Below are 25,688 nucleotides of genomic sequence, written 5' to 3'. Positions count from 1 at the left end.
CAGGGATGGACCGTCCCGGGGGCCGGATCACCCCGGGGTCGGCCGGGGGAGGAGGCACGGGCGATGAGCCGAGCGACCACGAGCGGCCCCGCGCTGCCCGCGCACCGGCCCCCCGCCGGCCTCGCCGCCCATGCCCGGCACGCCCCCTGGCCGTACGCCCGGCTCGACGTCCCCGCCCTGCGCGCCGCCGGCCATCTGCCGCAGCCCGTGGCGCAGTTCGTGCTCAAGACCCACAGCCGCTGCAACCTCGCCTGCACGTACTGCTACGTCTACGAGATGGCCGACCAGAGCTGGCGCACCCGCCCCGCCGCCATGGCCCCCGCCACCGCCCTGCGCGCGGCCGAACGCATCGCCGAACACGCCGCCGCGCACGAACTGCCCCGCGTGGACCTCGTCCTGCACGGCGGGGAGCCCCTCCTCGCCGCCCCCGCCGAACTGGCCGCCCCCGTCGAGGCGGTACGGGCCGCGCTGGCCCGCCGCTCGCCCCGCACCCGGGTCACGGCGAGCGTGCAGACCAACGCGACCCTGCTCACCCGGGGCCGGATCGCCGCCCTGGCCGCCGCCGGGATCCGCATCGGCGTCAGCCTCGACGGCGGGCTCCCCGCGCACAACGCCCGCCGCGTCGACCACGCCGGCCGGCCCGGCTTCGGCGCGGCCGCCCGCGGCCTGAGGCTGCTGGCCCGGTACCCGGCCGCCTACGCCGGGGTGCTGTGCGTGGCCGACATCGCGCAGGACCCGGTGGAGACGTACGAGTCCCTGCTGGCGTTCGCCCCGCCCGCCGTCGGCCTGCTGCTCCCCCTGGCCAACTGGAGCACCCCGCCGCCCGGCCGCACCGGCCCGGCCCCCGGCACCCCGTACGCCGACTGGCTGATCGCCGTCTTCGAACGCTGGTGGCACGACGGGGCGCGGCGCACCCGCATCCGGATCTTCGAAGAGGTCATCGCGCTGCTGCTGGGCCTGCCCGCGGCGACCGAGAGCCTCGGCCTGGCGCCCGCCACCACCGCCGTGGTGGAGACCGACGGCAGCATCGAGCAGGCCGACTCCCTGAAGTCCGCCTACGAAGGGGCCGCGGCGACCGGCATGACCCTCGACACCCACAGCTTCGACGACCTCCTCGACCACCCCGGCTTCGTCGCCCGCCAACTCGGCCGCGACGCCCTCGCCGCCGGCTGCCGGGGCTGCGAGCTCGTGGAGGTCTGCGGCGGCGGCCACTACCCCCACCGCTACCGCGAGGGGGAGGGCTTCCAGCAGCCGTCCGTGTACTGCGCCGACCTCCAGACCCTGATCCGCCACATCGCCCGCGCGGTCCACACGGCCGCCGCGACCCAGCGGGCCGCCTCATGACCCACCCCGCACCCCCCGACCCCGCCCGCTCCACCGGGCCCGCCGACCCGGCCCGCCCGCCGCGATCCCCTGCCCCCGCCGAAACCCCGCCGGGGGCCCGCCCGACGCTCCCCGCCCAGTCCGCCGGCCCGGCGCACGCCGCCGAACCCCCTCGCGGCACCGGGGCCCCGCCGGGTGCCCGCCCGGCCGCCCCGGCCCGCCCGGCCGTCCCCGCCCGCCCGGCCGGCCCGGCGCGGCCCGTCGGACGACCCGGGCCTGGCGACCCCGACTCCGCCGGCCGCCCCGACGGCCCGCCCGCCGTCCTCGCGCGGTTCTCCGTCGGGTCCAGCGTCCTGCGCGGCCTCGCCTCCACCGAACCCTCGCCCGAAGGGCTGCGGCTCGTCGGGGACATCCGCCGGTCCAAGCGGCTGCTCCTGCTGCGGGCCGTGCTCGACGCCGCCCCCGGGACCGAGGCCGGCGAGTGGTGGGAACTCCTGGAGGAGGCCGAGCGGCAGGAGCCCGACGCCGTGCGTGACGTCCTGCACTACCCCTCCACCGGGGTGTGGGCCGAGGAGACCCTGCGCCGGCTGCACGCCCCGTACGGGCCCGCCCCCGACCTCGGACACCTCGGAGCCCTCGCGGCCGCCGCCGCCCTGCGCGCCGGGATCGGCTTCAAGACCACCCTGCGGCCCGCCCACGGCCGCCTCGCCCTGCCCACCCTCGGCCTGCTGCGCCCCGAGCGGCCCGGCCCGCTCGCCCTGACCGAGCGCTCCTGGGACACCTCCGACGTCCTCCCGCTGCACCCCCTGCCAGGCGGCCGCACCTCCCTCGACGACCTCGACCCCTACCGCGCCCCCGCCACCGGCCACCCCGCGCCCGTCCGCCCGGCCCGCCGGCTCACCCCCAAGGGGCACAAACGCTGGGACACCCAGTGGACCGGCGCGCTCACCCTCCTGGAGCGCTATGACTCCGCCCGCGCCCACGAGGCGGGCCGCCTGCTGCGCTGCGTCGTCCCGCTCGGCGGCGGCTCCCGCTCCAGCGGCGCCACCCTCCCCGCCGCCGCCGGGGCGGTCCTGGCCCGGGGCCAGTCCCCGCCCGCGCTGGCCGCGACCCTCGTCCACGAGGTGCAGCACGGCAAACTGGCCGCCCTCACCGACGTCCTCACCCTCCACACCGCCGACCGCACCCCCCGCCACTGGGCCCCCTGGCGCCCCGACCCGCGCCCCCTCGACGGGCTGCTCCACGGCACGTACGCCCACCTGGCCCTGGCCGGCTACTGGCAGCGCGCCGCCCTCTACGGGGCCCGCGGCGCCTGGGCCCGGCACGCCCGGATCCGCGCCCAGGTGGCGGCCGTCCTGCCCGTCCTGCGCGCCCACGCCCGACTGACCTCCGCCGGGCGGGAGTTCGTCGACGGCATGGCCGAGGCCGAGCGGGCCATGGACGAGCTTCCGCCGCCCGGCGACCAGCACGCCACCGCCCGCCGCGCCCTCGAACGCGAGCGCCGCGCCTGGTGCGCGGAACACCCCGAACTCGCGCCGTTAACAGGGGCCTGACGGGCCGTCCGCTGCGGTACCTTTCAAGCCCGCCCCTCGCACCGGCCCTGCCGCCCCGGCACCACCGACGGCGGCAGCGCCCCCGCACCGCCCCGCACCCGTCCACCGCCGCACGGACACCCCAGGGAGACGGCCGCATGACCGGTACCGGTACGCGTCACGACCGCGACGGAGCCGCCCAGCCCCAGCGCTTCGTCATCAGCTTCGCCGGCTTCAACCGCCCGTGGGCGGTGTGGATCGCCCACCGCCTGGAGGAGCACGGCCACCGCGTCGCCCTCCAGCGCTGGGACCCGCAGACCGGCGCCGGCATCACCGAGGCCCTCGACGACCTCGCCCGCGCGGGCGGCAAGGTCCTCGTCGTCCTCAGCGAGCGCTACTTCTCCGTCGGCACCCACACCGACGAGGAGTGGAACGCGGCCCTGCGCGCCGTCACCGAGGCCCACCCCGACCGGTTCGCCGCCGTCTGCCTCACCGACGCCCCGCTGCCCAGCGCCGTCGCCGCCCTGGAGAAGGCCGACCTGTGGGGCCTGGACGCCTACGAGGCCGAGTACCGCGTCCTGCGCCGCCTCGACCTGCCCACGGACCGGATCGGCACCGAGAGCGGCCGCCGCGGCCCCCGCTTCCCCAACGACCCGCCCGAGGTCTGGGGCCGCGTCCCGCGCCGCAATCCCCGCTTCACCGGCCGCAACGACGTCATCGGCCGCCTGCGCGCCGCCCTCACCGAGGCCCCGCCCGGAGCCTCCACCGTCACCCTCCTGGGACTGTCCGGGGTGGGCAAGACCCAGGTCGCCACCGAGTACGCCTACCGCTTCGCCTCCGAGTACGACGTCGTCTGGTGGGTCCCCGCCGAGGACCGCCCCACCCTCCGCGAACGCCTCGCCGACCTGGCCGTCGAACTCGGCCTGCCGCGCGGCGCCGGCAGCTACGGCGAGCAGATCCGGGCCGTCCTGGAGGCACTGCGGCGCGGCTCCCCGTACCACCGCTGGCTGATGGTCTTCGACGGCTGCGACAACCCGGACGACCTCACCGACCTGCTGCCCTCCGGCGCCGGCGACGTCATCATCACCTCCCGCAACCGCGAATGGGCCGCCCGGCACACCAGCCTCGTCGAAGTCCCCCTCTACGCCCGCCCCGAGTCCGTCACCTTCATCCGCCGCCGGGCCCGCCGCCTCACCGGAGAGGAGGCCGACCAGCTCGCCGAGGCCCTGGAGGACTACCCCCTCGCCCTCGACCAGACCGCCGGCTGGCTCGCCGACTCCCCGCTCGGCGTCGGCGAGTACCTCGCCCTCCTCCAGCGCCGCCTCGACTCCCACGAGGCCGTCACCCTCTCCGACGACTACCCGCTGCCCTTCCCGACCGCCCTGGCGATACTCCTCAACAACGTCCGCGAGAACTTCCCCGACGCCCTCGCCCTGCTCCGCCTGTTCGTCTTCTTCGCCCCCGGCCGGGTCCCGCTGCGCCTGCTGCGCGAGTTCCCCGCCGAGGACGTCCCCGAACACCTCGCCGGGATCGTCAACGACCAGATCCGCTGGAACGCCGCCCTCAACAAACTCGTCCAGTTCTCCGTCGTCCGCCTGGAGTACTCCGACCTCTCCGTCGAGGAGGGCGGCGGCCTGGAGACCGTCCAGCTGCACCGCATGGTCCACAACATCGTCCGCGAGAACCTCGCCGAGGACGAGGCCGACCAGCTCTCCCGAGCCGTCCGCCAGGTCCTCGCCGCCGCCGACCCCGGCCGCCCCACCGACTCCCGGCTCTGGCCCCGCTACGCCGAACTCATCCCGCACCTGGAACCCGCCGGGGTGCTCACCAGCAGCAACCCCCGCATCCAGAACTTCCTGCTGCACTGCCTGCGCTTCCTGATCCTCGCCGGCGAGTACCGCACCTGCCTGCGCCTGTCCGAACAGACCGACGGCGTCTGGCGGGCCATGCTCGGAGACGACCACGACCAGGTCCGCGAACTCAGCTACCACTACGGCGGCGCCCTGCGCATGCTCGGCCACTTCCGCCGGGCCGAGGCCCTCGCCCGGCAGGTCGCCGACCGGCTCGTCGCCGAACGCGGCGAACGCGACCTGGAGACCCTCCGCGCCACCAGCACCTACGCGGGCGTCCTGCTCAGCACCGCCAAGTTCGACCAGGCCCGCGCCCTCCTGGAACACGCCTTCGCCAGCTACCGCGAACTCCTCGGCGAGGACGACTCCACCACCCTCAACGCCCAGAACAACGTCGCCGTCGCCCTGCGCCTGCTCGGCCGCTACCAGGAGGCCTACGACACCGACCTGGACACCCTGCGCCGCCGCGAACGCGTGCTGCGCGTCCGGCACATCGCCACCCTCTCCTCCGGCATCGGCTGCGCCATGGGCCTGCGCCTGATGGGCCGCTACCGCGAAGCGCTCGCCCGCCAGGAGCAGGGCCTCAAACTGCACGTGCAGGTCCTCGGCGCCAACCACCCGCAGACCCTGCGCGCCGAACACAACCTCGGCCAGTGCCTGCGCCGCACCGGCGACATCCCCGGCGCCGGCGCCCGCCTGCGCAGCGTCCTGGAACGCTCCACCCGCGTGTTCGGCGCCGAGTTCCCCTGGACCCTGATGGTCGCCTCCGACTACGCCACCTACCTGCGCGAGTACGGGGACATCGAGGAGGCCCGCCGGATCTCCGAGGAAGTCGTCCGCGGCTACCAGTCGCAGCTGGGCCTCGCCCACCCGTACAGCATCGGCACGGTCGGCAACCTCGGCCTGGTCCTGCGTGCCCAGGGCGAACGCGCCGAGGCCCTGAGCCTGGCCGAACAGGCCCTGGTCGGCATGCGCGGCGCCCTCGGCGACCGCCACCCCTGGACCCTGGGCTGCGCCCTCAACGCCACCGGCCACCGCAACATCACCGGCCGCCTGGACTCCGCCCTGGACCTCAGCCGCGAGACCCTGCGCGCCACCGAACAGGTCCTCGGCCCCGACCATCCCATGGCCCTCAGCGCCCAGATCGCCCTGGCCGCCGACCTGCGCGCGGTACGGGAGGACGCCGAGGCCGCCAAGCACGAGGACGCCGGCCTGAAGGCCCTCACCCGCACCCTGGGCCCCCAGCACGTCCACACGGTCTCGGCCCGCCAGCAGACGCGTCCCTACTGGGACTTCGAACCGCAGCCGTAGAACCCCGCGCCTCAAACGCCGGCGAGGCCGGGTTGTGCTGCGGCACGCCGGAAGGCCCGGCCCCCTCCGGGGGCCGGGCCTTCCTCCTTCGTTGCGGGTCGCGGTGGCGACTACGCCTCGAAGACCTCGTTCATCAGCAGCTGCTGCTCCGCCTGGTGGCGCTTCGCGGAGCCCACCGCCGGGGACGAGCCGTGCGGACGCGAGATGCGCCGCAGGCGCTCGCCCGCCGGGATGTCCGCGCCGACCGCCAGGTCGAGGTGGTCGATCAGGTTCAGCGCGATGAACGGCCACGCACCCTGGTTCGCCGGCTCCTCCTGCGCCCAGATGTACTTCGCCGCGTTCGGGAACTTGGCGATCTCCGCCTGGAGTTCCGCGCCCGGCAGCGGGTACAGTCGCTCGATGCGGATGATCGCGGTGTCGGTGATGCCGCGCTTCTCCCGCTCGGCCTCCAGGTCGTAGTAGACCTTGCCCGCGCAGAAGACGACCTTGCGGACGGCGTTCGGGTCGACCGTGGTGTCCCCGATGACCGGACGGAAGGTACCGCTCGTGAACTCCTCCGCCTTCGACGCCGCGGCCTTCAGACGCAGCATCGACTTCGGGGTGAAGACGATGAGCGGCTTGTGGTGCGGGTTGTGGACCTGCCAGCGCAGCAGGTGGAAGTAGTTCGACGGCAGGGTCGGCATCGCGACCGTCATGTTGTCCTGCGCGCACATCTGCAGGAAGCGCTCCGGGCGGGCGGACGAGTGGTCCGGGCCCTGGCCCTCGTAGCCGTGCGGCAGCAGGAGCGTGACGCCGGAGGTCTGGCCCCACTTCTGCTCGGCCGAGGAGATGAACTCGTCGACGACGGTCTGCGCGCCGTTGACGAAGTCACCGAACTGGGCCTCCCACAGCACCAGCGCGTCCGGGCGGGCCAGCGAGTAGCCGTACTCGAAGCCCATGGCCGCGTACTCGGAGAGCAGCGAGTCGTAGACGTTGTAGCGGGCCTGGTCGTCCGACAGGTACTGCAGCGGCGTGTAGTCCTTGCCGGTCTCCCGGTCGATGAGGACCGCGTGGCGCTGGCCGAAGGTGCCGCGGCGGGAGTCCTGGCCGGACAGGCGGACCGGGGTGCCCTCCATCAGCAGCGAGCCGAAGGCCAGGGTCTCGCCCATGCCCCAGTCGATGGTGCCGTCGTCGATCATCGCCGCGCGGCGCTGCAGCTGCGGCAGCAGACGCGGGTGGACCGTGTGGCCCTCGGGGATGTTGACCTGGGACTCGGCGATCCGCTTGACGACGTCCTGCGAGATCGCGGTGTTCACCACGACCGGGAACTCCTGCGCGGTCTGCGCCGGCGCGACGGCGGCGCCCGCGGGCTGCGTGGCGGCCTCGCGGACCTCCGCGAAGACCTTCTCCAGCTGGCCCTGGAAGTCCTGGAGCGCCTGCTCCGCCTCTTCCAGCGTGATGTCGCCGCGACCGATGAGGGACTCGGTGTACAGCTTGCGCACCGAGCGCTTCTTGTCGATCAGGTCGTACATCAGCGGCTGCGTGAACGCCGGGTTGTCCGACTCGTTGTGACCGCGGCGGCGGTAGCAGATGAGGTCGATCACGACGTCCTTGTTGAACGCCTGGCGGAACTCGAAGGCGAGCCGCGCGACGCGGACCACGGCCTCCGGGTCGTCGCCGTTCACGTGGAAGATCGGCGCCTCGATCATGCGGGCCACGTCGGTCGCGTACATCGACGAACGCGAGGACTCCGGGGCGGCGGTGAAGCCGACCTGGTTGTTGATGACGACGTGGACGGTGCCGCCGGTGCGGTAGCCGCGCAGCTGCGACATGTTCAGCGTCTCGGCGACCACGCCCTGGCCGGCGAACGCGGCGTCGCCGTGCAGGGCGACGGGAAGGACGGTGAAGTCCGTGCCGGCCTTGCCGATGACGTCCTGCTTGGCGCGGGCGACACCCTCCAGGACCGGGTCCACGGCCTCCAGGTGCGAGGGGTTGGCGACGAGCGAGACCTTGATCTGCTCCCCGTCCAGGCCCGTGAAGGTGCCCTCGGCGCCCAGGTGGTACTTGACGTCGCCGGAGCCGTGCATGGACTTCGGGTCGAGGTTGCCCTCGAACTCGCGGAAGATCTGCGCGTACGACTTGCCGACGATGTTCGCCAGGACGTTCAGGCGGCCGCGGTGGGCCATGCCGATGACGACCTCGTCGAGGCGGGCCTCGGCGGCCGAGTCGATGACGGCGTCGAGCAGCGGGATGACGGACTCGCCGCCCTCCAGCGAGAAGCGCTTCTGGCCGACGTACTTCGTCTGCAGGAAGGTCTCGAAGGCCTCCGCCGCGTTCAGGCGGCGCAGGATGCGCAGCTGCTCCTCGCGCTCCGGCTTGGAGTGCGCGCGCTCGATGCGGTCCTGGATCCAGCGGCGCTGCTTGGGGTCCTGGATGTGCATGAACTCGACGCCGGTGGTGCGGCAGTACGAGTCGCGCAGCACGCCGAGGATGTCGCGCAGCTTCATCATCGACTTGCCGGCGAAGCCGCCGACGGCGAACTCGCGCTCCAGGTCCCACAGGGTGAGGCCGTGCTCGGTGATGTCGAGGTCGGGGTGCTTGCGCTGCTTGTACTCCAGCGGGTCGGTGTCGGCCATGACGTGGCCGCGGACCCGGTAGGAGTGGATCAGCTCGAAGACGCGGGCGGCCTTGGTGACGTCGTCGTCGTGGGACGCGTCGATGTCGCGCATCCAGCGGACCGGCTCGTACGGGATCCGCAGCGACTCGAAGACGCTGTCGTAGAAGCCGTTCTCGCCGAGGAGGAAGTTCGCGACGACGCGCAGGAACTCGCCGGAGGCCGCACCCTGGATGACCCGGTGGTCGTAGGTCGAGGTCAGGGTCATGACCTTGGAGATGCCCAGCTTGTTCAGGGTGTCCTGCGAGGTGCCCTGGAACTCGGCGGGGTAGTCCATGGAGCCGACGCCCATGATGACCGACTGTCCGGGCATCAGGCGGGGCACGGAGTGGACGGTGCCCAGGCCGCCGGGGTTGGTCAGGGAGACCGTGACGCCGGTGAAGTCGTCCATCGTCAGCTTGCCGACGCGGGCGCGGCGGACGATGTCCTCGTAGGCCTGCCAGAACTCGAAGAAGCTCAGGGTCTCGGCCTTCTTGATGCCGGCGACGACGAGCTGGCGGTCGCCGTTCGGCTTGACCAGGTCGATCGCGAGGCCGAAGTTCACGTGCTCCGGCTTGACCAGGGTCGGCTTGCCGTCCTTCTCCTGGAAGGAGTGGTTCATCGACGGCATGGCCTTGATGGCCTGCACCATCGCGTAGCCGATGAGGTGGGTGAAGGAGATCTTCCCACCGCGGGCGCGCTTGAGGTGGTTGTTGATGACGATGCGGTTGTCGAACAGCAGCTTCACCGGGACGGCGCGCACGGACGTGGCCGTCGGCACCTCCAGCGAGGCGTTCATGTTCTTGGCCACGGCGGCCGCGGGACCGCGGAGCGTCACCAGCTCGGGGCCCTGCGGGGCCTCTGTGGCGGGCGCGGACTTCTGAGCCGGGGTGGTGGCGGCCGGAGCCGCGGCCTGAGGGGCGGGCGCGGCCGGTGCGGCGGCCGGGGCCTGGGAGGTGACAGTCACAGCAGGGGCACCAGAGGGAGTGGCAGGAGCAGGGGAAGGAGCTGACACAGGTGTGGTCGCGGCGGGGGAGGGCGCGGCGTGCGCCGCCCCCGTGGCGGCGTCGGCGGCCTGCGGGAGCGCGACGGGGGCGGTGGCGGCCTGTGCGGAGGCGCCATCCGTCGTCGCGGACTTCTCGGGACCGTCCGCCTTCACCGGAGCGGCAGTGCCCCCCGGCTTGTAGTCGGCGAAGAAGTCCCACCAGGCCCGGTCGACCGAGTTCGGGTCCTGGAGGTACTGCTGATAGATCTCGTCGACGAGCCACTCATTCGCGCCGAAGCCTGAGGCAGGGGTCTTCCCGCCCTCTGCTGCTTCGGTCGTGGTGCTCGGGTTACTGGGGGACTGTGGCGACACGGCGGCAACCGCCCTCTTCCGCTTCACAAGGTATGGACAGCGGGAATAAAGGCTACGCCTCCCCGGCGGTGCAATGCAGGCCGGGCGGGACTTCCGTCGCGCAGGTCACACCGAACGGCGGGTTTCGCCACGTGGAATGGCGGGAAACAAGCGTGGTTCGGGTAGGCGGCAGCCAGGTTGCGACCCCCGTGGCCTCGCACCCCTGACGACCTCGGGCACGTGTGGCCGAGATCATGTCCTTCCCACTCGAACCCTACGTCAAGACAGCACCGGCGAGCTGCCCGGAAGGGTGACAAGGATTCGGCAACCACGTGACGATTCGGCCACGCGGATCTCCCCTCCGTGCAGGCCGACGGCCCAGCGGGCGATCGCCAGCCCCAGCCCGGTGCCCCCGTCGCCGCCGCGCGCCGAGCCCCGGTTGAACCGCTCGAAGACCCGGTGCCGCTCCGCCTCCGGAATCCCCGGCCCCTCGTCCACGACCTCCAGCGCCAGGCTCCCGGGCGTGTCGCCCGCCCGCGCCCGGACCGTGACCCGGCCGTGCGCCGGGCTGTGCTTCACGGCGTTGTCGATCAGGTTGGCCACCACCTGGTGCAGTCGCTCCGCGTCCGCGTACGCGGTCAGCTCCGGAGGATGCACGTCCAGGTGGAGGTGCACGTCGTTGCGGGTGTGCCCACCCGAACCGGAGGACAGCCCCGGCCGCCCCGCGGCCGCCAGCCCCGACTCCTTCAGCACCCCCGACAGGTACGGCCACACCTCGAAGCGGCGGGCCTTCAGCGGCACCACCCCGTTGTCCACCCGCGACAGGTCCAGCAGCGTCTCCACCAGCCGGCCGAGCCGCTCCGTCTGCTTCAGCATCGTCCGCATGGTCTCCGGATCGGCCTCCGAGACCCCGTCCACCACGTTCTCCAGCACCGCCCGCAGTCCCGCGATCGGAGTACGCAGCTCGTGCGAGACGTTCGCGACCAGCTCTCGACGGTGCCTGTCCTCGGCCTCCAGATCGTCGGCCATCCGGTTGATCGTCGACGCCAGATCGCCCAGCTCGTCCCGGCGCCCCGCCCCGCGCACCCGGCGGGTGTAGTCCCCGTGCGAGACGGCCCGGGCGACCGTCGTCATCTCGTCCAGCGGCGCCGTCAGCCCGTGCGCCACGAACTGGGTGATCAGCATCGAGGCGATCACCGAGAAGACCGTGATGAACCGCAGCTCCGTGTCCGTGCGCAGCGCCACCATCAGCAGCCCGGTGGTGATGAACACCGAGACCACGACGAGCGTGCCCAGCTTCGTCTTGATCGAGAACGGCGAGAAAGGCCGGAGCCCCCCGTCGGGGCGCCCGCCGCTCACGCCTGCGCCGGGGTCTCCAGGGCGTACCCGACGCCGTGGACCGTGCGGATCCGCTCCGCGCCGATCTTCCGGCGCAGGGCCTTGATGTGGCTGTCGACGGTCCGGGTGCCCGACGCGTCGGCCCAGTCCCACACCTCCGCCAGCAGCTGCTCCCGCGACAGGACCGCCCTCGGGGTCCCCGCCAGGCACACCAACAGGTCGAACTCGGTCGGCGTCAGGTGCACGTCCTCCGCCTGCACCCGCACCCGCCGCTGCGCGTGGTCGATCTCCAGGTCCCCCAGCCGCAGGGTCGCCCCGCGCGGGGCGGTGGCGGCCTGGGTGGCCCGCTCCACCCGGCGCAGCAGCACGTGCACCCGCGCGGCCAGCTCGCGCATGGAGAACGGCTTCGTCATGTAGTCGTCCGCCCCGACACCCAGGCCGACCAGCATGTCGGTCTCGTCGTCCCGCGCCGTCAGCATCAGCACCGGGACCGGCCGCTGCGCCTGCACCCGCCGGCACACCTCCAGCCCGTCGAACCCGGGCAGCATGACGTCCAGCACCAGCAGCTCGGGCAGCCAGCTCTCGGCGGACGCGACGGCGGCCGGGCCGTCGTAGGCCGTCTGCACCTGGAAGCCCTCGGCGCGCAGCCGGGCCGCGATGGCGTCGGCGATGGTGCGGTCGTCCTCGACCACCAGCACGCGCCGCTGGGCACCTGGGGTGGCCGCGGCGTTGTGGGTGTGTGTCTGTTCCATGTCCCGCCCCTGATGATCCGCGTGATGGCTGGGGTGCAGCGTAGAGGAGGCACCGGGCTGCGGCCATGGAGGGTTCGGACAGGACCGGACACTATGCGGAATCAGAGATTCATCCCGGATTCCTCAGGCGGAGTCGAATCCGGGGAGGGCCGCCAGCACCCGGGCCAGGGCCGGCGGCAGTGCCGTCTGGTCCGCCGCCACCTCGAATCCGCCGTGGACGAAGGAGTACGTGAACCCGTCGTAGACCGGCGGGTCGGCGGTCGCGGTGCGGGGCAGGTGCGCGAAGTCCGCCTCGCGCAGCGCGGCGCGCAGCTCCTCCAGTTCCGCCGGGGTGAGACGGCCCTTGCGCAGGTCCTTGTCCCGCTCGCCCAGGAGGGTCCAGGAGCCGTCGCCGTCGACGAGCAGGGTGCGGGTCCGGCCCGCGAAACCGCCGCTGCGGGTGACGCGCAGCGGGCTCGCGGTGGACGGGTCGGCGGTGGGCGCGGTGCCGGGGGCGGTCGCCGTCGTGCGGGTGGCGGGCGGGGAGGTGGGCGTGGGCCCCGGGGTGGTCGCCGCGGGTGCCGTCGGGCCGGCCGCCGTGGCCCCCGCCGGCGCAGGGCCGCCCCGGGCGCCGTCGGGGCCGCATCCCGCCAGGGACACCGCGGCGAGCAGCACCGCCGCCGCGGCCCCGGCCGCTCGCATCGCTCGCACGCCCCACCTCCAGCGGGTCACCGGTACCGCCCCCGAGTATGGAGGCCCCGAACCGCCACGGAAAGCACCCCGGAGGACGTCATCCGCCGCACGGCCCCCTGGCGCTGGTGCCCGCCGCTGCTCGCCGTCCTGCTTCTCGGCCTGTGGGGGCTGGAGCGGGGACCGGGCCCCGGCAGCATGTGGCGCGACGAATCGACCACCTGGCAGGTCGCGCACCGGCCGGCCGGGCAGCTCGTCGACCTGCTCGGGCACGTCGACGCGGTGCACGGGCTGTACTACGGAGTGATGCACGCCGTGTTCGCGGCGTTCCCCCTTCCGGGGGACGCCGGCGGCCCGGGCCTGTGGGCGCTGCGGCTGCCGTCCGTGGCGGGGACGGCCCTCGCCGCCGGGGGCGTGGCGGTCGCGGCCCACCGGCTGGCCGGGCCGCGGGCCGCGCTGGCGGCGGGCACCGTCTACGTCCTGCTCCCGCCGGTGCAGATGTACGGGCAGGAAGGGCGCTCGTACGCCCTGGTCGCGGCGGCCGTGGCCTGGGCGACGTACCTGATGCTGCGGCGGTGGTGGGCCGCCTACGCGGTGGTGCTGCTGGCGGGCTGCTGGCTGCACGAGTTCGCCGCGCTGGCGCTGCTCGCGCACGGCCGCTGCGCCTGGCGGGCGCGGGGCTGGCGGTGGGCGGCCGGGGCGGTCGCCGCCGGGCTGCTGCCGCTGGCGGTGGTGAGCGCGGGGCAGGCGGGCCGGCAGCTGGGCTGGCTGGGACGGCCCGGCTGGCAGGACTGGGCGGCGTACGGGGTGCTGGTGGGCGCGGTGGTGCTGCTGGCCCGGGGGGAGTGCCGGGCCCGGGGGCGGGTTCCGGACGTGGTCCGGGTCGCTGTGCCCCTGGCGCTGCTGCCGCCGGGGCTGCTGATGGCGGTCTCGCTGGTCCACCCTTGGTACGTCGACCGGTACGTCCTGTACGCCCTGGCCGGATTCGCCCTGCTGGCGGGGGTCCGGGTGGCGGGGGCGCGGCCGGTTCGGGGGGCGGGCTTCCGGCGGTGGCTGCCGTGGGTGCTGGGGGCCGCGTTGCTGGTGCCGGTGGGGGTGTGGTCGGCGTGGCTGCGGACCCCGGAGAGCCGCAAGGACGACGTCCTCGCGGTCGCCGCGGCGGTACGGGAAGGGGCCCGGCCGGGGGACGCGGTGCTGTTCATGCCAGCGCGCAGACGGGAGTGGCTGCTGTCCTCGCCCGGGGTGTACGCGGGGCTGCGCGACGTGGCCCTGGCCGGACCCCCGGCCGCCTCGCACACCCTCCACGGCACGGAGCTCCCCCCGGACGGCGTGCGGGAGGCCCTGCTGTCCTCGCCACGGGTGACAGCGCTCCTGGACCCCGTGGGCCGGCCGCTGGACCCGTACCCGGCCGAGGCGGTGAAGCGCGACACCCTGGCGGCCGCCTTCGACCGCTGCTCGGTGACGGAGGTCCGCGGGGCGCGGGTGGCGGTGTACGCGCGGCGGGGCGGGTGCGGGTGAGGCGGGACGGGGGGGAGGCGGGGGTGGCGGCCGTCCCCCGCCGTTCCGGCGGGGGACGGCGTCACTCCCGCCCCGACCCATCCGTGGTGGGCGAGGATGGGCGGGATATCGTTCACGACCCCGCCCCGGAGGCTCCGCATGCCCGTGCCCGAGACACCCGTGCCCGCGATACCCGGGCCCCTCGTCACCGTCGACTGGCTCGGCGGGAACCTCAGCCGGGTCGTGGTCTTCGACGCCTCCGTCGGGGCGCGGCGGGGCGGGGGCACGAGGATTCCCGGGGCCCGGCCCTTCGACCTGGACGGGGGTCTCTCCGACCACTGCGCCCCCGTCCCGCACACCATGCCGACGGCGGCGGCGTTCGAGGAGGCCGTGCGGGGCCTCGGCGTCGATGACACCGACGGGGTGGTCGTGTACGACGCCGCCGGCATCTACTCCAGTGCCCGTGCCTGGTGGATGTTCCGGGCCATGGGCTTCGACCGGGTCGCCGTGCTGGACGGCGGGCTGCCCGCCTGGAGGGCCGCGGGGTTGCCCGTCGAGGCCGCGGCGGCGGCGTACGAGGGGCCGCGCGGGTCCTTCACCGCCCGGCCGCGCCCCGGGCTGCTCGTGGACGCCGACACCGTCGCCGCCGCGCTCGGCGACCCGGCCGCCGCCGTGCTCGACGCCCGGACGCGGGAGCGGTTCGCCGGCACCGCCCCCGAACCCCGGCCGGGGCTGCGCGGCGGGCACATGCCGGGCGCGCTGAACCTGCCGTTCGGCGAGCTCCAGGGGCCCGACGGGCGGATGCGCCCGGCCGGGGAACTCCGTGAGGCCTTCGAGGCCTTGGCCGGCCGCCGGGAGCGGTTCTACTTCAGCTGCGGTTCCGGCGTCACGGCGTGCGTGCTCGCCCTGGGGGCGACGCTGGCCGGGTACGGGGAGAGCGCCGTGTACGACGGCTCGTGGAGCGAGTGGGGCATGCCCTCGGACCGGCCGGTGGCGACCGGGGGCTGAGACGGGGGCGGGGGCCGGGGGTGGGGCTGGCACCACCCTCGGTCGGGATGCCTGCACCCGCGCGGTTCGGGGCCGCACTGGGCAGGCTGGGGGTATGGCACCTCACACCGCGTCAACCCGCCTCGCCGTCACGGCCCTCGGGGCCGCCCTCCTGCTGTCCGGCTGCGCCCTGACGGGGGTGGGCCCCGTGAACACCGCCGACGCCGACGCCACCGTCTCCGAGGCGGTGACGGCGGTCGAGCTGAAGGACGTCCGCAGCGGTGACGTCGAGGTGGCCGCGGGCACCGGGCCCGGGGTGAGCGTCCGCCGGGTCGTCCACTACCGCGGCGGCACGGCGCCCGCGCCCGGACAGCGGGTCTCGGGCGGGGTGCTGACCTTCAGCGACGGCTGCGAGGACGACTGCTGGATCGACTACCGCCTGGAGGTTCCGGCGGCGGCGCGGGTGCGGGTGGAGAGCAGCAGCGGCGACATCACCGTCAAAGGGGTGGCCCGCGCCGACCTGACCTCGTCGTCCGGGGACGTCCGGGCCGAGGGGATCACCGGCCCGCTGAAGGTCCGCACGTCCTCGGGGCGGATCACCGCGACCGGTCTTCAGGGGGCCGAGGCCGAGTTCCGGGCCAGTTCCGGGGACGTCGGGGCGGAGTTCGCGAAGTCGCCGTCCTCGGTGTCGGTCACCACCAGCTCCGGCGACGTCGGCCTGACGGCCCCACAGGGCCCGTACCGGCTGTCCACGGACACGGCCTCCGGGACCCGGCACCTCGCCCTGGCCGATACCCCCGGTGCCGCGGCGGCCATCACGGTGCGCACCTCCTCGGGCGACATCCGGGTCGCGGCCTCCTAGTCCTCCTCGTCGAGGATCGCGTCGAGCTCCACCTCGACCAGCCAGGCGGGGTCGATGAAGCGGGACACCTCCACGAAGGTGGCCGCCGGGCGGATGCCGGCGAAGCGCTCGCCGTGGGCCCGCGCGGCCTCCTCCCAGCGGGTGATGTCGGTGAGCATGATCCGGGTCCGCACGGTGTGCTCCAGCGAGCCGCCCGCCTCCTCCAGGGCCCGCTGGGCGATGTCCAGACAGCGCAGCGTCTGGGAGTGGACGTCGCCGGGGCCGACGGTGGAGCCGTCGTCCCCGATCGGCGCCGTACCCGCGACGGCCACGTGCCGCCCGACGCGCACCGCGCGCGAGAACCCGATCCGGGGCTCCAGCGGGGAGCCCGAGCTGACGGTGCGTCGTATGTCTGTCATGGCGTCATGGTGCTACGCGGCGGCGGACGGTGGTGTTCGCCCCCGGCGAACGCCAGTTGGGGAACATCGGGGCGCGCAGAAGCATTGAGTCGGCATAGCTCAACTTCACTGCCGGAGGGAAGATCATGGCTTCGACGTCCGTAACGCTCACCCTGCCCGTGCTGCCGCTCGACGACGAGGTCGTGCTGCCCGGGATGGTCGTCCCGCTGGACCTGTCCGACGCCGAGGTGCGCGCGGCCGTCGAGGCCGCGCAGGCCGCGCGGGGCAGCGGGAAGCCCCGGGTGCTGCTCGTGCCACGGGTCGACGGGAAGTACGCCGGGATCGGTGTGCTGGGGACCGTCGAGCAGGTCGGGCGGCTCTCCGACGGAGATCCCGGGGCGCTGATCCGCGGGCGAGGACGCGTCCGGATCGGCGCCGGGACCACCGGGCCCGGAGCGGCGCTCTGGGTCGAGGGGGAGACCGTCGAGGAGAAGGTGCCCGACCCGCTGCCCGGATCGGTCGCCGAGCTCGTCAAGGAGTACAAGGCCCTCGCCACCAGCTGGCTCAAGAAGCGCGGCGCCTGGCAGGTCGTGGACCGGGTGCAGCAGATCGAGGGAGTGTCGGCGCTCGCCGACAACTCCGGGTACTCGCCGTTCCTGACCGTCGCCCAGAAGGTCGAACTGCTGGAGACCGTCGACCCGGTCGCCCGGCTGCGGCTCGCCGTCAAGGCGCTCGGCGACCACCTCGCCGAGCAGGACGTCGCCGAGTCCATCGCCAAGGACGTCCAGGACGGCGTGGAGAAGCAGCAGCGCGAGTTCCTGCTGCGCCGCCAGCTGGAGGCCGTCCGCAAGGAGTTGCGCGAGCTGGGCGGGGAGAAGGAGGGCGAGGAGTCCGACGACTACCGCACCCGCGTCGAGGCCGCCGACCTGCCCGGGAAGGTGCGCGAGGCCGCCCTCAAGGAGGTCGACAAGCTGGAGCGCTCCAGCGACCAGAGCCCCGAGGGCTCCTGGATCCGCACCTGGCTGGACACCGTCCTGGAGCTGCCCTGGAACGAGCGCAGCGAGGACAGCTACGACATCCGCGGCGCGCGGGCCGTGCTCGACGCCGAGCACGCCGGCCTGGACGACGTGAAGGACCGCATCACCGAATACCTCGCCGTGCGCAAGCGGCGCGGCGAGCGGGGGATGGGCGTCATCGGCGGGCGGCGCGGCGGCGCCGTGCTCGCGCTGGTCGGGCCCCCCGGAGTCGGCAAGACCTCGCTCGGGGAGAGCGTGGCCCACGCCATGGGCCGCACGTTCGTCCGCGTCGCCCTCGGCGGCGTCCGCGACGAGGCCGAGATCCGCGGTCACCGCCGCACCTATGTCGGCGCCCTGCCGGGCCGGATCGTACGGGCGATCAAGGAGGCCGGGTCGATGAACCCGGTCGTGCTCCTCGACGAGATCGACAAGGTCGGCTCCGACTTCCGCGGCGACCCCGCCGCGGCCCTGCTGGAGGTACTGGACCCGGCGCAGAACCACACCTTCCGCGACCACTACCTGGAGGTCGAGCTCGACCTGAGCGACGTGGTCTTCCTGGCCACCGCCAACGTGCTGGAGGCCATTCCGGAGGCCCTGGCCGACCGCATGGAGCTGGTGCGCCTCGACGGCTACACCGAGGACGAGAAGGTCGTCATCGCCCGCGACCACCTGCTGCCCCGCCAGCTGGAGCGCGCCGGCCTCGCCGCCGACGAGGTGGTCCTGGAGGAGGACGCCCTGCGCAAGCTCGCGGGGGAGTACACCCGCGAGGCGGGCGTGCGCACCCTGGAGCGGTCCATCGCGCGGCTGCTGCGCAAGGTCGCCTCGCAGCACGAGCTGGGCGAGCGGGAGTTCCCGTTCTCGATCGGCGCGGGCGAGCTGCGCGGCCTGATCGGGCGCCCGCACCACGTGCCGGAGTCGGCCCAGGACCCGGCGGAGCGGCGCACGGCCGTCCCGGGCGTGGCCACCGGCCTCGCCGTCACCGGCGCCGGCGGCGACGTGCTCTTCGTCGAGGCGTCCCTGGCCGACCCCGAGACGGGGGCCGCCGGGCTGACCCTGACCGGGCAGCTGGGCGACGTGATGAAGGAGTCCGCGCAGATCGCACTCAGCTTCCTGCGCTCGCACGGCGCGGAGCTGGAGCTCCCGGTCGCCGACCTGAAGGACCGGGGCGTGCACATCCACTTTCCGGCGGGAGCCGTCCCCAAGGACGGGCCGAGCGCGGGCATCACCATGACCACCGCGCTGGCCTCCCTGCTCTCCGGCCGCCAGGTCCGCACGGACGTGGCCATGACCGGCGAGGTCTCGCTGACCGGGCGGGTGCTGCCCATCGGCGGGGTCAAGCAGAAGCTGCTCGCCGCGCACCGGGCCGGGCTGACCACGGTGATCATTCCGAAGCGCAACGAGGCCGACCTGGACGACGTCCCCAGTGAGGTGCTGGAGGGGCTGGAGGTGCACCCGGTGACCGACGTGCGCCAGGTGCTGGAGCTTGCCCTCGCCCCGGCGGTGGTCTCCTTCACCAAGGCCGCCTGACCGGCGGCGCAGCGTCACCGCAGGCCCGGGACCCCGCACCGGCGGGGCCCCGGGCCTGCGGCGCACCACCTGCGAAATACTGGACCCGTACAGGGGTGCCAGGCTCGCACCCCCATCACCGATGGGAGCGGCACGTGCACGGCAGTGAAGACCAGGAGTTCCTCGCCCTGGAGCGGGAGCTGTCCGTCTTCCTTCGGCGCGCCCGCGCCTCCTCGGGCGAGATGGCCCGGGCCCTGCACCCGGAGCTGGAGCCCGCCGCGTACGGGCTGCTCGTCCGCCTGGAGGCCGCCGGCCGCCAGCGGGCCACCGAGCTGGCCGCCTACTTCGGCGTCGGCAAGGCCACGATGAGCCGGCAGCTGCGCGCCCTGGAGCTCCTGGGCCTGGTCGCCCGCGAGCCGGACCCCGCCGACGGCCGCGCCTTCCTCGTCGGCCTCACGGACGAGGGCCGGGAGCGTTTCCTGCGCGTACGGGGGGCCCGGCGCGAGCAGTACATGCGCAAGCTGGCCGACTGGGACCGCGGCGAGGTCGCCGAGCTGGCCCGGCTGCTGAACCAGCTGAACTCCGGCGAGGAGTAGCACCCGCCCGGAGCGCCGCCTCACAGCTCCGCGTAGACCGCCGAGGCGTCGTCGTGCCGCTTGTGGCGGGCCGGCGGGCGCAGCGGATCGGACTCGATGGCCCGGACCCGCCCGATCAGCCCCCGCGCCCCCTCCTCGCGCAGCACGTCCAGACAGGCCGCCCAGTCGCCCTCCCCGAACGTGTCCGTCCACCGGCTCGCCCCGTCCGTCAGCGCGGCGAGCGCCCCCACCCGGTCGCGCGGGGTGCGCCCGGTGACCGCCCGGGCCGCCACCGACGGGTCCGCGGCGGCCGTGAAGAACCCGCCCTCGGCGTTGCGCAGCGCGTCCGTCGCCGCCACCGAGCCGCGCACCTCCTGCGGGATCCGGTCCAGCCGGTCGTCGAGCACCGCCGTGACCACGCCGCCGGGCGCCCGCAGCAGGAGCACGGAGTCCGACAGCACGAGGTGCTCCACGCAGGCCGCGTCCCAGCGCGCCATCACCACCGTCGCCTGCGGGGTCCGGACGTGAGAAAGGTCACAGGTGTCACGGTGTGCGTCGGCGGTGTCCCCGATGGCCCGCGCCAGGATCCGGTCGAGCGGCATGTCCCGCCGCGATCCGGACAGTTCGGTCAATCGGCCGCCCAGCCGGGTGGTGAACCAGGGCACCCCGTGCGCGCACCCGTCGTCCCCGCGTGGCGGAGTGACCCCGTCCAGGACGACCACAACACCCCCTCCCGCCGCAGGTGTCGACGCCGACACCCAGTCCTCGTTGGGGCGTTCCGCACTTCCGGGGGCCGAGGCGAGGTCGATGCGCATGGGGACATTCTGCCCACCGGGGCCGATTGGCGCCGGGAAGGTACGTACCAATATCGGAACAGGTACTGCCGGTAAGTGTGGGCGGGCATATTGCCAAAGCCCGCCCCGACCTTCAACCACCCGTCCAAGGAGGGCCCCTGGCGCGCTGTGCCCGAGTTGGTCGGCCACTCCTCCGTGATGTTCACTCCTTCGAGTGGCCGGGTGGGCGATGTGCGGCTCTCCTCCCAACACACTGCGAAGGTCTGAGGCGGTACGAGGGGGCAGGGGGCGTTTACTTGTTGACCGGCCGTTACCTCGGCCACACGAGTAGACGAGCACGACCTCACGTACAGGATTGCGAGCACCGGTGCAGAAGAAGCGGTCTCGGAAGAACGGCACCGCCAGCGCCGACGGACCCGCCAACGCAGGACGACGCGTGCGCGTCCGCAGCAGGCTGGTCGTCGGAGTAGCAGTCGCCGGACTCACCGTCCTCGCGGCCGGCACCCCCGCCGTCGTCTCCGCCACCAGGGAACTGGACGACTCCCAGCGACTCGTCACCCTCGCCGAGCAGACACAGCACGCCCTCACCCTCGTCCACCTCCTCGGCGACGAACGCGACGCCGTCGTCGAGTACGTGGCCAAGGGCCGCCCCGGCAACGCCAAGGCCCCCGTCGACGAGCGCACCGCGCGCACCGACCGGCAGCTCGCCGAACTCCGCCCGGAGGCCGACGAGGACCTCGCCCGCGCCCTCGGCCACGTCAGGGCCGCCCGCGCCGAGGCCGTCGACGGCAAGGGCACCGCCGTGGCCGCACAGCAGGCCTACGCCGGCGTCCTCACCGAACTCCTCGCGCCCGGCGACCGGCTCGCCGAGCTCACCCCGCCCCGCGCCGACGCCGCCCTCGCCTTCACCCGCCCCATGGCCCCGCTGAGCCAGGCCGTGGACCAGGCCTCTGCCGCCCGCGGACTGCTCCTCGCCGCGCTGGCCGTCCCCCGCGCCGAACAGGCCCCGGGCAGCGCCGTCGCCGACGAGCTCAGCGCCGCCGCGCAGCGCTCCCGCGTCCGCGAGCAGGCCGCCCTCGACGACTTCACGCGCGCCGCGCGCCCCGACGTCCGGCAGACCCTCGCCGCCACCGTCACCGGCCCCGAGGTCAAGAGCGCCGAGGACCAGCTCAAGCGGCTCACCGAGCGGCCCGCGCTGACCCCCGCCGAACGCAAGACCACCGACCCGGCCGCCCTCGCCGCCGCGCTGACCGCCCGCATCGACCGCATGCGCTCCGTCGAGGCCACCCTCGCCGGCCAGCGGGCCACCGCCCTCGCCACCCTGCGCGACGACGACGTGACCCGCCTGGAGCTGATGGTCGCCGGTCTCGGCGTCCTCTTCCTCTTCGTCATCGGCTTCTCCACCGCCGTCGCCCGCTCCCTGACCCGGCCCCTGTCCGTACTGCGCCGCGGCGCCGAACGGCTGGCGACCCCCGAGGGCGCCCAGGAGCCGGTGCGCTTCACCGGCCGCAACGACGAGTTCGCCGAGGTCGTCCGCCACCTCAACGCGGTCCGTGAGCAGACCGTCGCCCTCCACACCAAGGTCGCCGGACTCGACGCCGACCGGCGTCGGCTCATCGGCCGCAACGAGGCCCTCACCTCCGGCCGTGAGGCCCTGGAGCGGGAGACCGCCGCCGGCCGCAAGGCCCTGGAGAAGGAGCTGGCGGAGCTGCGCGCGGGGCTGGAGGAGCACCGCCGCGTCATGTCGACCACCTCGGTCTCCCTCTCGCTGCGCACCCTCGGCCTCGTCGAGCGCCAGCTCGCGGTCATCGAGGACATGGAGTCCAAGGAAGGCGACCCGGACCGGCTCGCCACCCTCTTCAAGCTGGACCACCTCGCCACGGTCATGCGCCGCCACAACGAGAACCTGCTGGTCCTCGCCGGACAGGAACACGGCCACGGCCAGAGCCTGCCGGTGCCGCTGGTCGACGTCATGCGCGCCGCCGTCAGCGAGATCGAGCGGTACGAGCGCGTCGACCTGACCACCCTGCCCTCCTACACGCAGGTCGCCGGGCACGCCGCCGACGACATCTCGCACGTCGTCGCCGAGCTCCTGGAGAACGCCACCACCTTCTCCCCGCCGGACGCCAAGGTGAAGGTCTCCGGCCTGATCACCGACGCCGGCGACGTGGTGCTGTCCGTCGTCGACGAGGGCATCGGCGTGACCGGGGACCGGCTCGACTCCCTGAACTCCCGTCTCGCCTCGCCCGAGGCCTACGACGAGGAGCCCGAGGCCGAGCACGGCCTGGGCCTCGGCCTCTACGTCGCCGGACGCCTCGCGGCGCGCCACGGCGTCACCGCGGAGCTGCGCACCGCCGCCCACGGCGGTACCGAGGCCGTCGTCGTGATCCCCGCCTCGCTGCTGCCGGACGCCCCGCCGGCCTCCCCGGTCCACAGCCTGGGCTCCTCCGGCGTGCCCGCGCTCCAGCTGCCCGGCGTGATCGCCGAGGCCAACGAGCACACCCTCCCGCCCCGGCTGCGCCCGGCCACGGCCGACGCGCCGGCCCCCGAGGAGACCGCCAAGGTGGTCCCGCCGGCCGAGGCCTTCGACGCGGAGCCCACCGGGGACGGGGCCGCCGGGGCCGCTGCCGTTGAGCCCGGGGCCGCCGAGTCCGAGGCTGACGCGGTTGAGACGGGCGCTGCCGGGGCCGCTGCCGTCGAGGCCAGTGCCGCCGGGGACGCCGCCGTTGACCCGGGGGCCGCCGAGTCCGAGGCCGTCGAGTCCGAGGCCGTCGAGTCCGAGGCCGCCGAGTCCGGCGCCGCCGAGTCCGAGGGCGCCGGTTCCGGTGACGCCACGTCCGGGGCTGCCGCGGCCGGCGCCGCCGAGCCGGAGGCTGCCCAGTCCGAGGCCGCTGCGTTCGACGCCACCGGGTCCGAGACCGTCGGCTTCGACGGCGCCGACTCCGAGGCTGCTGCGTTCGACGCCGCCGGTTCCGTGAGTGCCGGGTCCGACGACGTCGAGGCCGACACCGCCGGGTCCGAGACCGACGGCGTCGACAGCGCCGACTCCGACGCCGACTCCGACGACATCGGATTTTTCGCCGCCGCGGACCTCGTGGCCGAGGCCTTCGGGGAGCGTGCCTTCACCAAGAAGGCCGCCGTCGCCGACCGGGACGCCGACACCGCCCCGCACCCGGCCGACCCGCAGTCCGCGGACGACGGGGGCGAGGACCGGCCCGCCCGAGTCGTCCCGCCGGCCGGGGCCCTCGAGGACGCGCAGCTGCCCCCGGCCGACCAGGTCTTCACGGCCGGCGCCGGCGCAGGTGCCCCTGCGGCGGGCGACCCCGCCGGCGGGACGGACCCCGCGCCCGGAGCCCCCGTACGCAAGGCGAGACTGCCGCGCCGCACACCGGCAGCCGACCCCGACCAGGGCGGGCACGGGCGGGCACCCGACGCCGGGGACGGCTTCGTCCCCCGCCAGGGCAGCCACCCCGAGCCCGTCACCGAGGCCGTCACCGCGAAGGGCCTCCCCAAGCGCACCCCGCGCGCCGTGGCCGCCCCCGGCGGCGGCGCCGGACGTCCCGCCGCGGCCCGCCCTGAGCCCCGCCGGGTCGACGCCGAGGAACTGCGCCGCCGTCTCGGCGGGTTCTACCAGGGCGCCCAGGACGGGCGCCGGGTCGTCGCCGCCGAACTCGCGCAGGACCAGCGGCAGACCCCGGGGGGTCCGGGGGCCCAGGAGGCCCACGGACAGGGACACACCGACCAGGGGGACACGGCACAGGAGGCACGCACATGACCGCGCCCAGTACGTACGGACTGAGCAGCCAGGCCCGCAACCTGCAGTGGCTGCTGACCGACCTGGTGGAGGAGGTGCCCGGGGTCAACTCCGTGGCCGTGGTCTCCTCGGACGGGCTGCTGCTGCTCTCCTCCGAGGCGGCGCCGGAGTCGGGCAGGGCCGGCCGGCCCAAGGGCCCCCGGGGGGCCTCGGCCGACCTGGCCACCATCGTGTCCGGGCTCGGCAGCCTCACCACCGGCGCCGCCTCCCTGATGGAGTTCGGCACGGTCAAGCAGACGATGGTGGCGATGGAGAACGGCTCCGTCTTCGTCATGTCGATCAGTGACGGCTCCCTGCTGGGCGTGCACGCCACGCCCGACTGCGACATGGGCGTCGTCGCCTACCACATGGCCCTGTTCGTCGGCCGTGCCGGCCACGTCCTGACCCCCGAAGTCCGCAGCGAGCTGCGCCAGTCGATGGAGAACACCCCGTGAGGAGTCCGGCCTCCGACCGGCTGCCGATACGCGGAGCCGACCGCCGCCCCGCCCGCGTCCGCCCGTACTCCCTCACGGGCGGCCGCACCCGCTTCACGCAGGTCCTGCTGGTGGAGACCTTCGTCGCCACCCTGGACGCCGGTCCGGCCAAGACGCCCGACCGGATGCCCGAGATGCGGGCCATCGTCGAGGTGTGCCGGCGCATGCGGACCATCGCCGAGATCTCCGCACTGCTGAAGCTGCCGCTCGGCGTGGTCCGGGTCCTCGTCAGCGACCTCGCCGACCAGGGCCGGATCCGCGTCTACGGCACCGGGCACGGCACCGGCCGCCCCGAACGCGCGCTGCTGGAAAGGGTGCTCGATGGCCTTCGCCGTCTCTGAAGCCGTCTCTGGTCCGGACACCGCGCTCCTGCTGGACGACGAACCCGTCCAGCCGTGGCAGTACGACCGCTCGCGCGCTCCCGTCGCCGTCAAGGTGCTGGTCGCGGGCGGCTTCGGCGTCGGCAAAACCACCTTCGTGTCCTCCGTCTCCGAGATCACCCCGCTGCGCACCGAGGCGGTGATGACCCAGGCCAGCGTCCCCACCGACGACCTGACCGGGACCCCGGACAAGAACACGACCACCGTCGCGATGGACTTCGGCCGCATCACCCTCGCCGACGACCTCGTCCTCTACGTGTACGGGACCCCGGGCCAGGAGCGGTTCTGGTTCATGTGGGACGACCTCGTGCGCGGAGCCATCGGCGGCCTGGTGCTCGCCGACACGCGCCGGCTGCGGGACTGCTTCCCCGCCCTCGACTACTTCGAGAGCTGCGGGCTGCCGTACGCCGTCGCCGTCAACCACTTCGAGGGGTCGAAGGAGTACGAGCCGGAGGACGTGCGGGAGGCTCTCACCATCCCGCCCGACGTACCCGTCGTGATCATGGACGCGCGGCGCCGGGAGACGGTCGTCGAGTCCCTGCTCACCCTGGTGGGCCACGCGCTGGACGCCACACCCGCATGACCCCGCCCGTCGGCCCCGGGCGCGGTCCGTACCGCCCGGAGCGGCGGCAGTGCCCGTGCAGTGCCCGTACCGCCAGATTGA

The 25,688-nt window shown here is 74.3% G+C and carries 18 protein-coding genes; 12 read left to right on the top strand and 6 right to left on the bottom strand.

Annotation, left to right across the window (positions count from 1 at the left end; genetic code table 11):
* The first annotated feature begins 63 nt into the window (after window positions 1-63).
* From ACFY15_RS02295 to fxsT, 3 genes are all read left to right on the top strand, one after another.
* Complete coding sequence (locus ACFY15_RS02295) at window positions 64-1,344, top strand: FxsB family cyclophane-forming radical SAM/SPASM peptide maturase (RefSeq protein ID WP_390685308.1); 1,281 nt, start codon at window positions 64-66, stop codon at window positions 1,342-1,344.
* The gene (locus tag ACFY15_RS02290; protein ID WP_390824889.1) at window positions 1,341-2,876 is read left to right on the top strand and encodes an aKG-HExxH-type peptide beta-hydroxylase; all 1,536 of its coding nucleotides are present in this window, start codon (window positions 1,341-1,343) and stop codon (window positions 2,874-2,876) included. The genes ACFY15_RS02295 and ACFY15_RS02290 overlap by 4 nt, the downstream gene beginning before the upstream one ends.
* 137 nt (window positions 2,877-3,013) lie before the next feature.
* Window positions 3,014-6,016: an FxSxx-COOH system tetratricopeptide repeat protein gene (gene fxsT / locus ACFY15_RS02285; protein WP_390824888.1), complete on the top strand. Its 3,003-nt coding sequence runs from the start codon at window positions 3,014-3,016 to the stop codon at window positions 6,014-6,016.
* A gap of 110 nt (window positions 6,017-6,126) precedes the next feature.
* On the opposite strand, the gene ACFY15_RS02280 is transcribed toward fxsT, so the two are convergent.
* The 4 genes from ACFY15_RS02280 to ACFY15_RS02265 form a co-directional block, all read right to left on the bottom strand.
* Window positions 6,127-10,005, bottom strand: a complete 3,879-nt coding sequence (locus tag ACFY15_RS02280; RefSeq protein WP_390685311.1) for a multifunctional oxoglutarate decarboxylase/oxoglutarate dehydrogenase thiamine pyrophosphate-binding subunit/dihydrolipoyllysine-residue succinyltransferase subunit — start codon at window positions 10,003-10,005, stop codon at window positions 6,127-6,129.
* Window positions 10,006-10,263: 258 nt separating this feature from the next.
* Window positions 10,264-11,343, bottom strand: coding sequence for an ATP-binding protein (locus tag ACFY15_RS02275; protein ID WP_390685312.1), 1,080 nt, complete (start codon window positions 11,341-11,343; stop codon window positions 10,264-10,266).
* Window positions 11,340-12,074, bottom strand: coding sequence for a response regulator transcription factor (locus ACFY15_RS02270; protein ID WP_390685313.1), 735 nt, complete (start codon window positions 12,072-12,074; stop codon window positions 11,340-11,342). Before ACFY15_RS02270 ends, ACFY15_RS02275 begins: the two co-directional genes overlap by 4 nt.
* A 123-nt stretch (window positions 12,075-12,197) precedes the next feature.
* Window positions 12,198-12,764 (bottom strand): hypothetical protein, encoded by a 567-nt coding sequence (locus tag ACFY15_RS02265; RefSeq protein WP_390685314.1) that lies wholly within the window; start codon window positions 12,762-12,764, stop codon window positions 12,198-12,200.
* A gap of 177 nt (window positions 12,765-12,941) precedes the next feature.
* Between ACFY15_RS02265 and ACFY15_RS02260 the strand changes: the two genes are divergently transcribed.
* The 3 genes from ACFY15_RS02260 (at window position 12,942) to ACFY15_RS02250 (ending at window position 16,089) form a co-directional block, all read left to right on the top strand.
* A complete protein-coding gene (locus ACFY15_RS02260) occupies window positions 12,942-14,261 on the top strand; it encodes a hypothetical protein (RefSeq protein WP_390824887.1) in 1,320 nt (439 codons plus the stop codon).
* 138 nt (window positions 14,262-14,399) lie between these two features.
* On the top strand, window positions 14,400-15,248 hold the full coding sequence (locus tag ACFY15_RS02255) for a sulfurtransferase (protein WP_390685316.1): 849 nt from the start codon (window positions 14,400-14,402) through the stop codon (window positions 15,246-15,248).
* Between the two features lie 94 nt (window positions 15,249-15,342).
* A complete protein-coding gene (locus tag ACFY15_RS02250; protein ID WP_390685317.1) occupies window positions 15,343-16,089 on the top strand; it encodes a DUF4097 family beta strand repeat-containing protein in 747 nt (248 codons plus the stop codon).
* On the opposite strand, the gene ACFY15_RS02245 is transcribed toward ACFY15_RS02250, so the two are convergent.
* Complete coding sequence (locus ACFY15_RS02245) at window positions 16,086-16,487, bottom strand: RidA family protein (RefSeq protein ID WP_390685318.1); 402 nt, start codon at window positions 16,485-16,487, stop codon at window positions 16,086-16,088. The two genes, ACFY15_RS02250 and ACFY15_RS02245, sit on opposite strands and share 4 nt — an antisense overlap.
* 125 nt (window positions 16,488-16,612) lie before the next feature.
* On the opposite strand from ACFY15_RS02245, the gene lon reads away from it, so the two are divergent.
* A complete protein-coding gene (gene lon / locus ACFY15_RS02240; protein WP_390685319.1) occupies window positions 16,613-19,009 on the top strand; it encodes an endopeptidase La in 2,397 nt (798 codons plus the stop codon).
* Between the two features lie 134 nt (window positions 19,010-19,143).
* A complete protein-coding gene (locus ACFY15_RS02235) occupies window positions 19,144-19,584 on the top strand; it encodes a MarR family winged helix-turn-helix transcriptional regulator (RefSeq protein WP_042818349.1) in 441 nt (146 codons plus the stop codon).
* A gap of 20 nt (window positions 19,585-19,604) precedes the next feature.
* Here the strand turns inward: ACFY15_RS02235 and ACFY15_RS02230 are convergent, their stop codons facing one another.
* Window positions 19,605-20,378: a hypothetical protein gene (locus tag ACFY15_RS02230; protein WP_390685320.1), complete on the bottom strand. Its 774-nt coding sequence runs from the start codon at window positions 20,376-20,378 to the stop codon at window positions 19,605-19,607.
* A 415-nt stretch (window positions 20,379-20,793) separates the two neighbouring features.
* Here ACFY15_RS02230 and ACFY15_RS02225 point away from each other — a divergent pair, with 415 nt between their 5' ends.
* Genes ACFY15_RS02225 through ACFY15_RS02210 form a run of 4 tightly spaced genes read left to right on the top strand, consistent with a single transcriptional unit; the run spans window position 20,794 to window position 25,607 of the window.
* The gene (locus ACFY15_RS02225) at window positions 20,794-24,132 is read left to right on the top strand and encodes a nitrate- and nitrite sensing domain-containing protein (RefSeq protein ID WP_390685321.1); all 3,339 of its coding nucleotides are present in this window, start codon (window positions 20,794-20,796) and stop codon (window positions 24,130-24,132) included.
* Window positions 24,129-24,605 (top strand): roadblock/LC7 domain-containing protein, encoded by a 477-nt coding sequence (locus tag ACFY15_RS02220; protein ID WP_390685322.1) that lies wholly within the window; start codon window positions 24,129-24,131, stop codon window positions 24,603-24,605. Before ACFY15_RS02225 ends, ACFY15_RS02220 begins: the two co-directional genes overlap by 4 nt.
* Window positions 24,602-24,985, top strand: coding sequence for a DUF742 domain-containing protein (locus tag ACFY15_RS02215; protein WP_042811570.1), 384 nt, complete (start codon window positions 24,602-24,604; stop codon window positions 24,983-24,985). The genes ACFY15_RS02220 and ACFY15_RS02215 overlap by 4 nt, the downstream gene beginning before the upstream one ends.
* Window positions 24,966-25,607 (top strand): ATP/GTP-binding protein, encoded by a 642-nt coding sequence (locus ACFY15_RS02210; RefSeq protein ID WP_390685323.1) that lies wholly within the window; start codon window positions 24,966-24,968, stop codon window positions 25,605-25,607. The genes ACFY15_RS02215 and ACFY15_RS02210 overlap by 20 nt, the downstream gene beginning before the upstream one ends.
* Window positions 25,608-25,688 lie beyond the last annotated feature (81 nt).

The sequence above is a fragment of the Streptomyces sp. NPDC001373 genome, assembly GCF_042895815.1.
Lineage (GTDB): Bacteria > Actinomycetota > Actinomycetes > Streptomycetales > Streptomycetaceae > Streptomyces.
The sequence above is the reverse complement of the archived record's forward strand: the minus strand, read 5'-3'. Positions and strand labels throughout refer to the sequence as shown.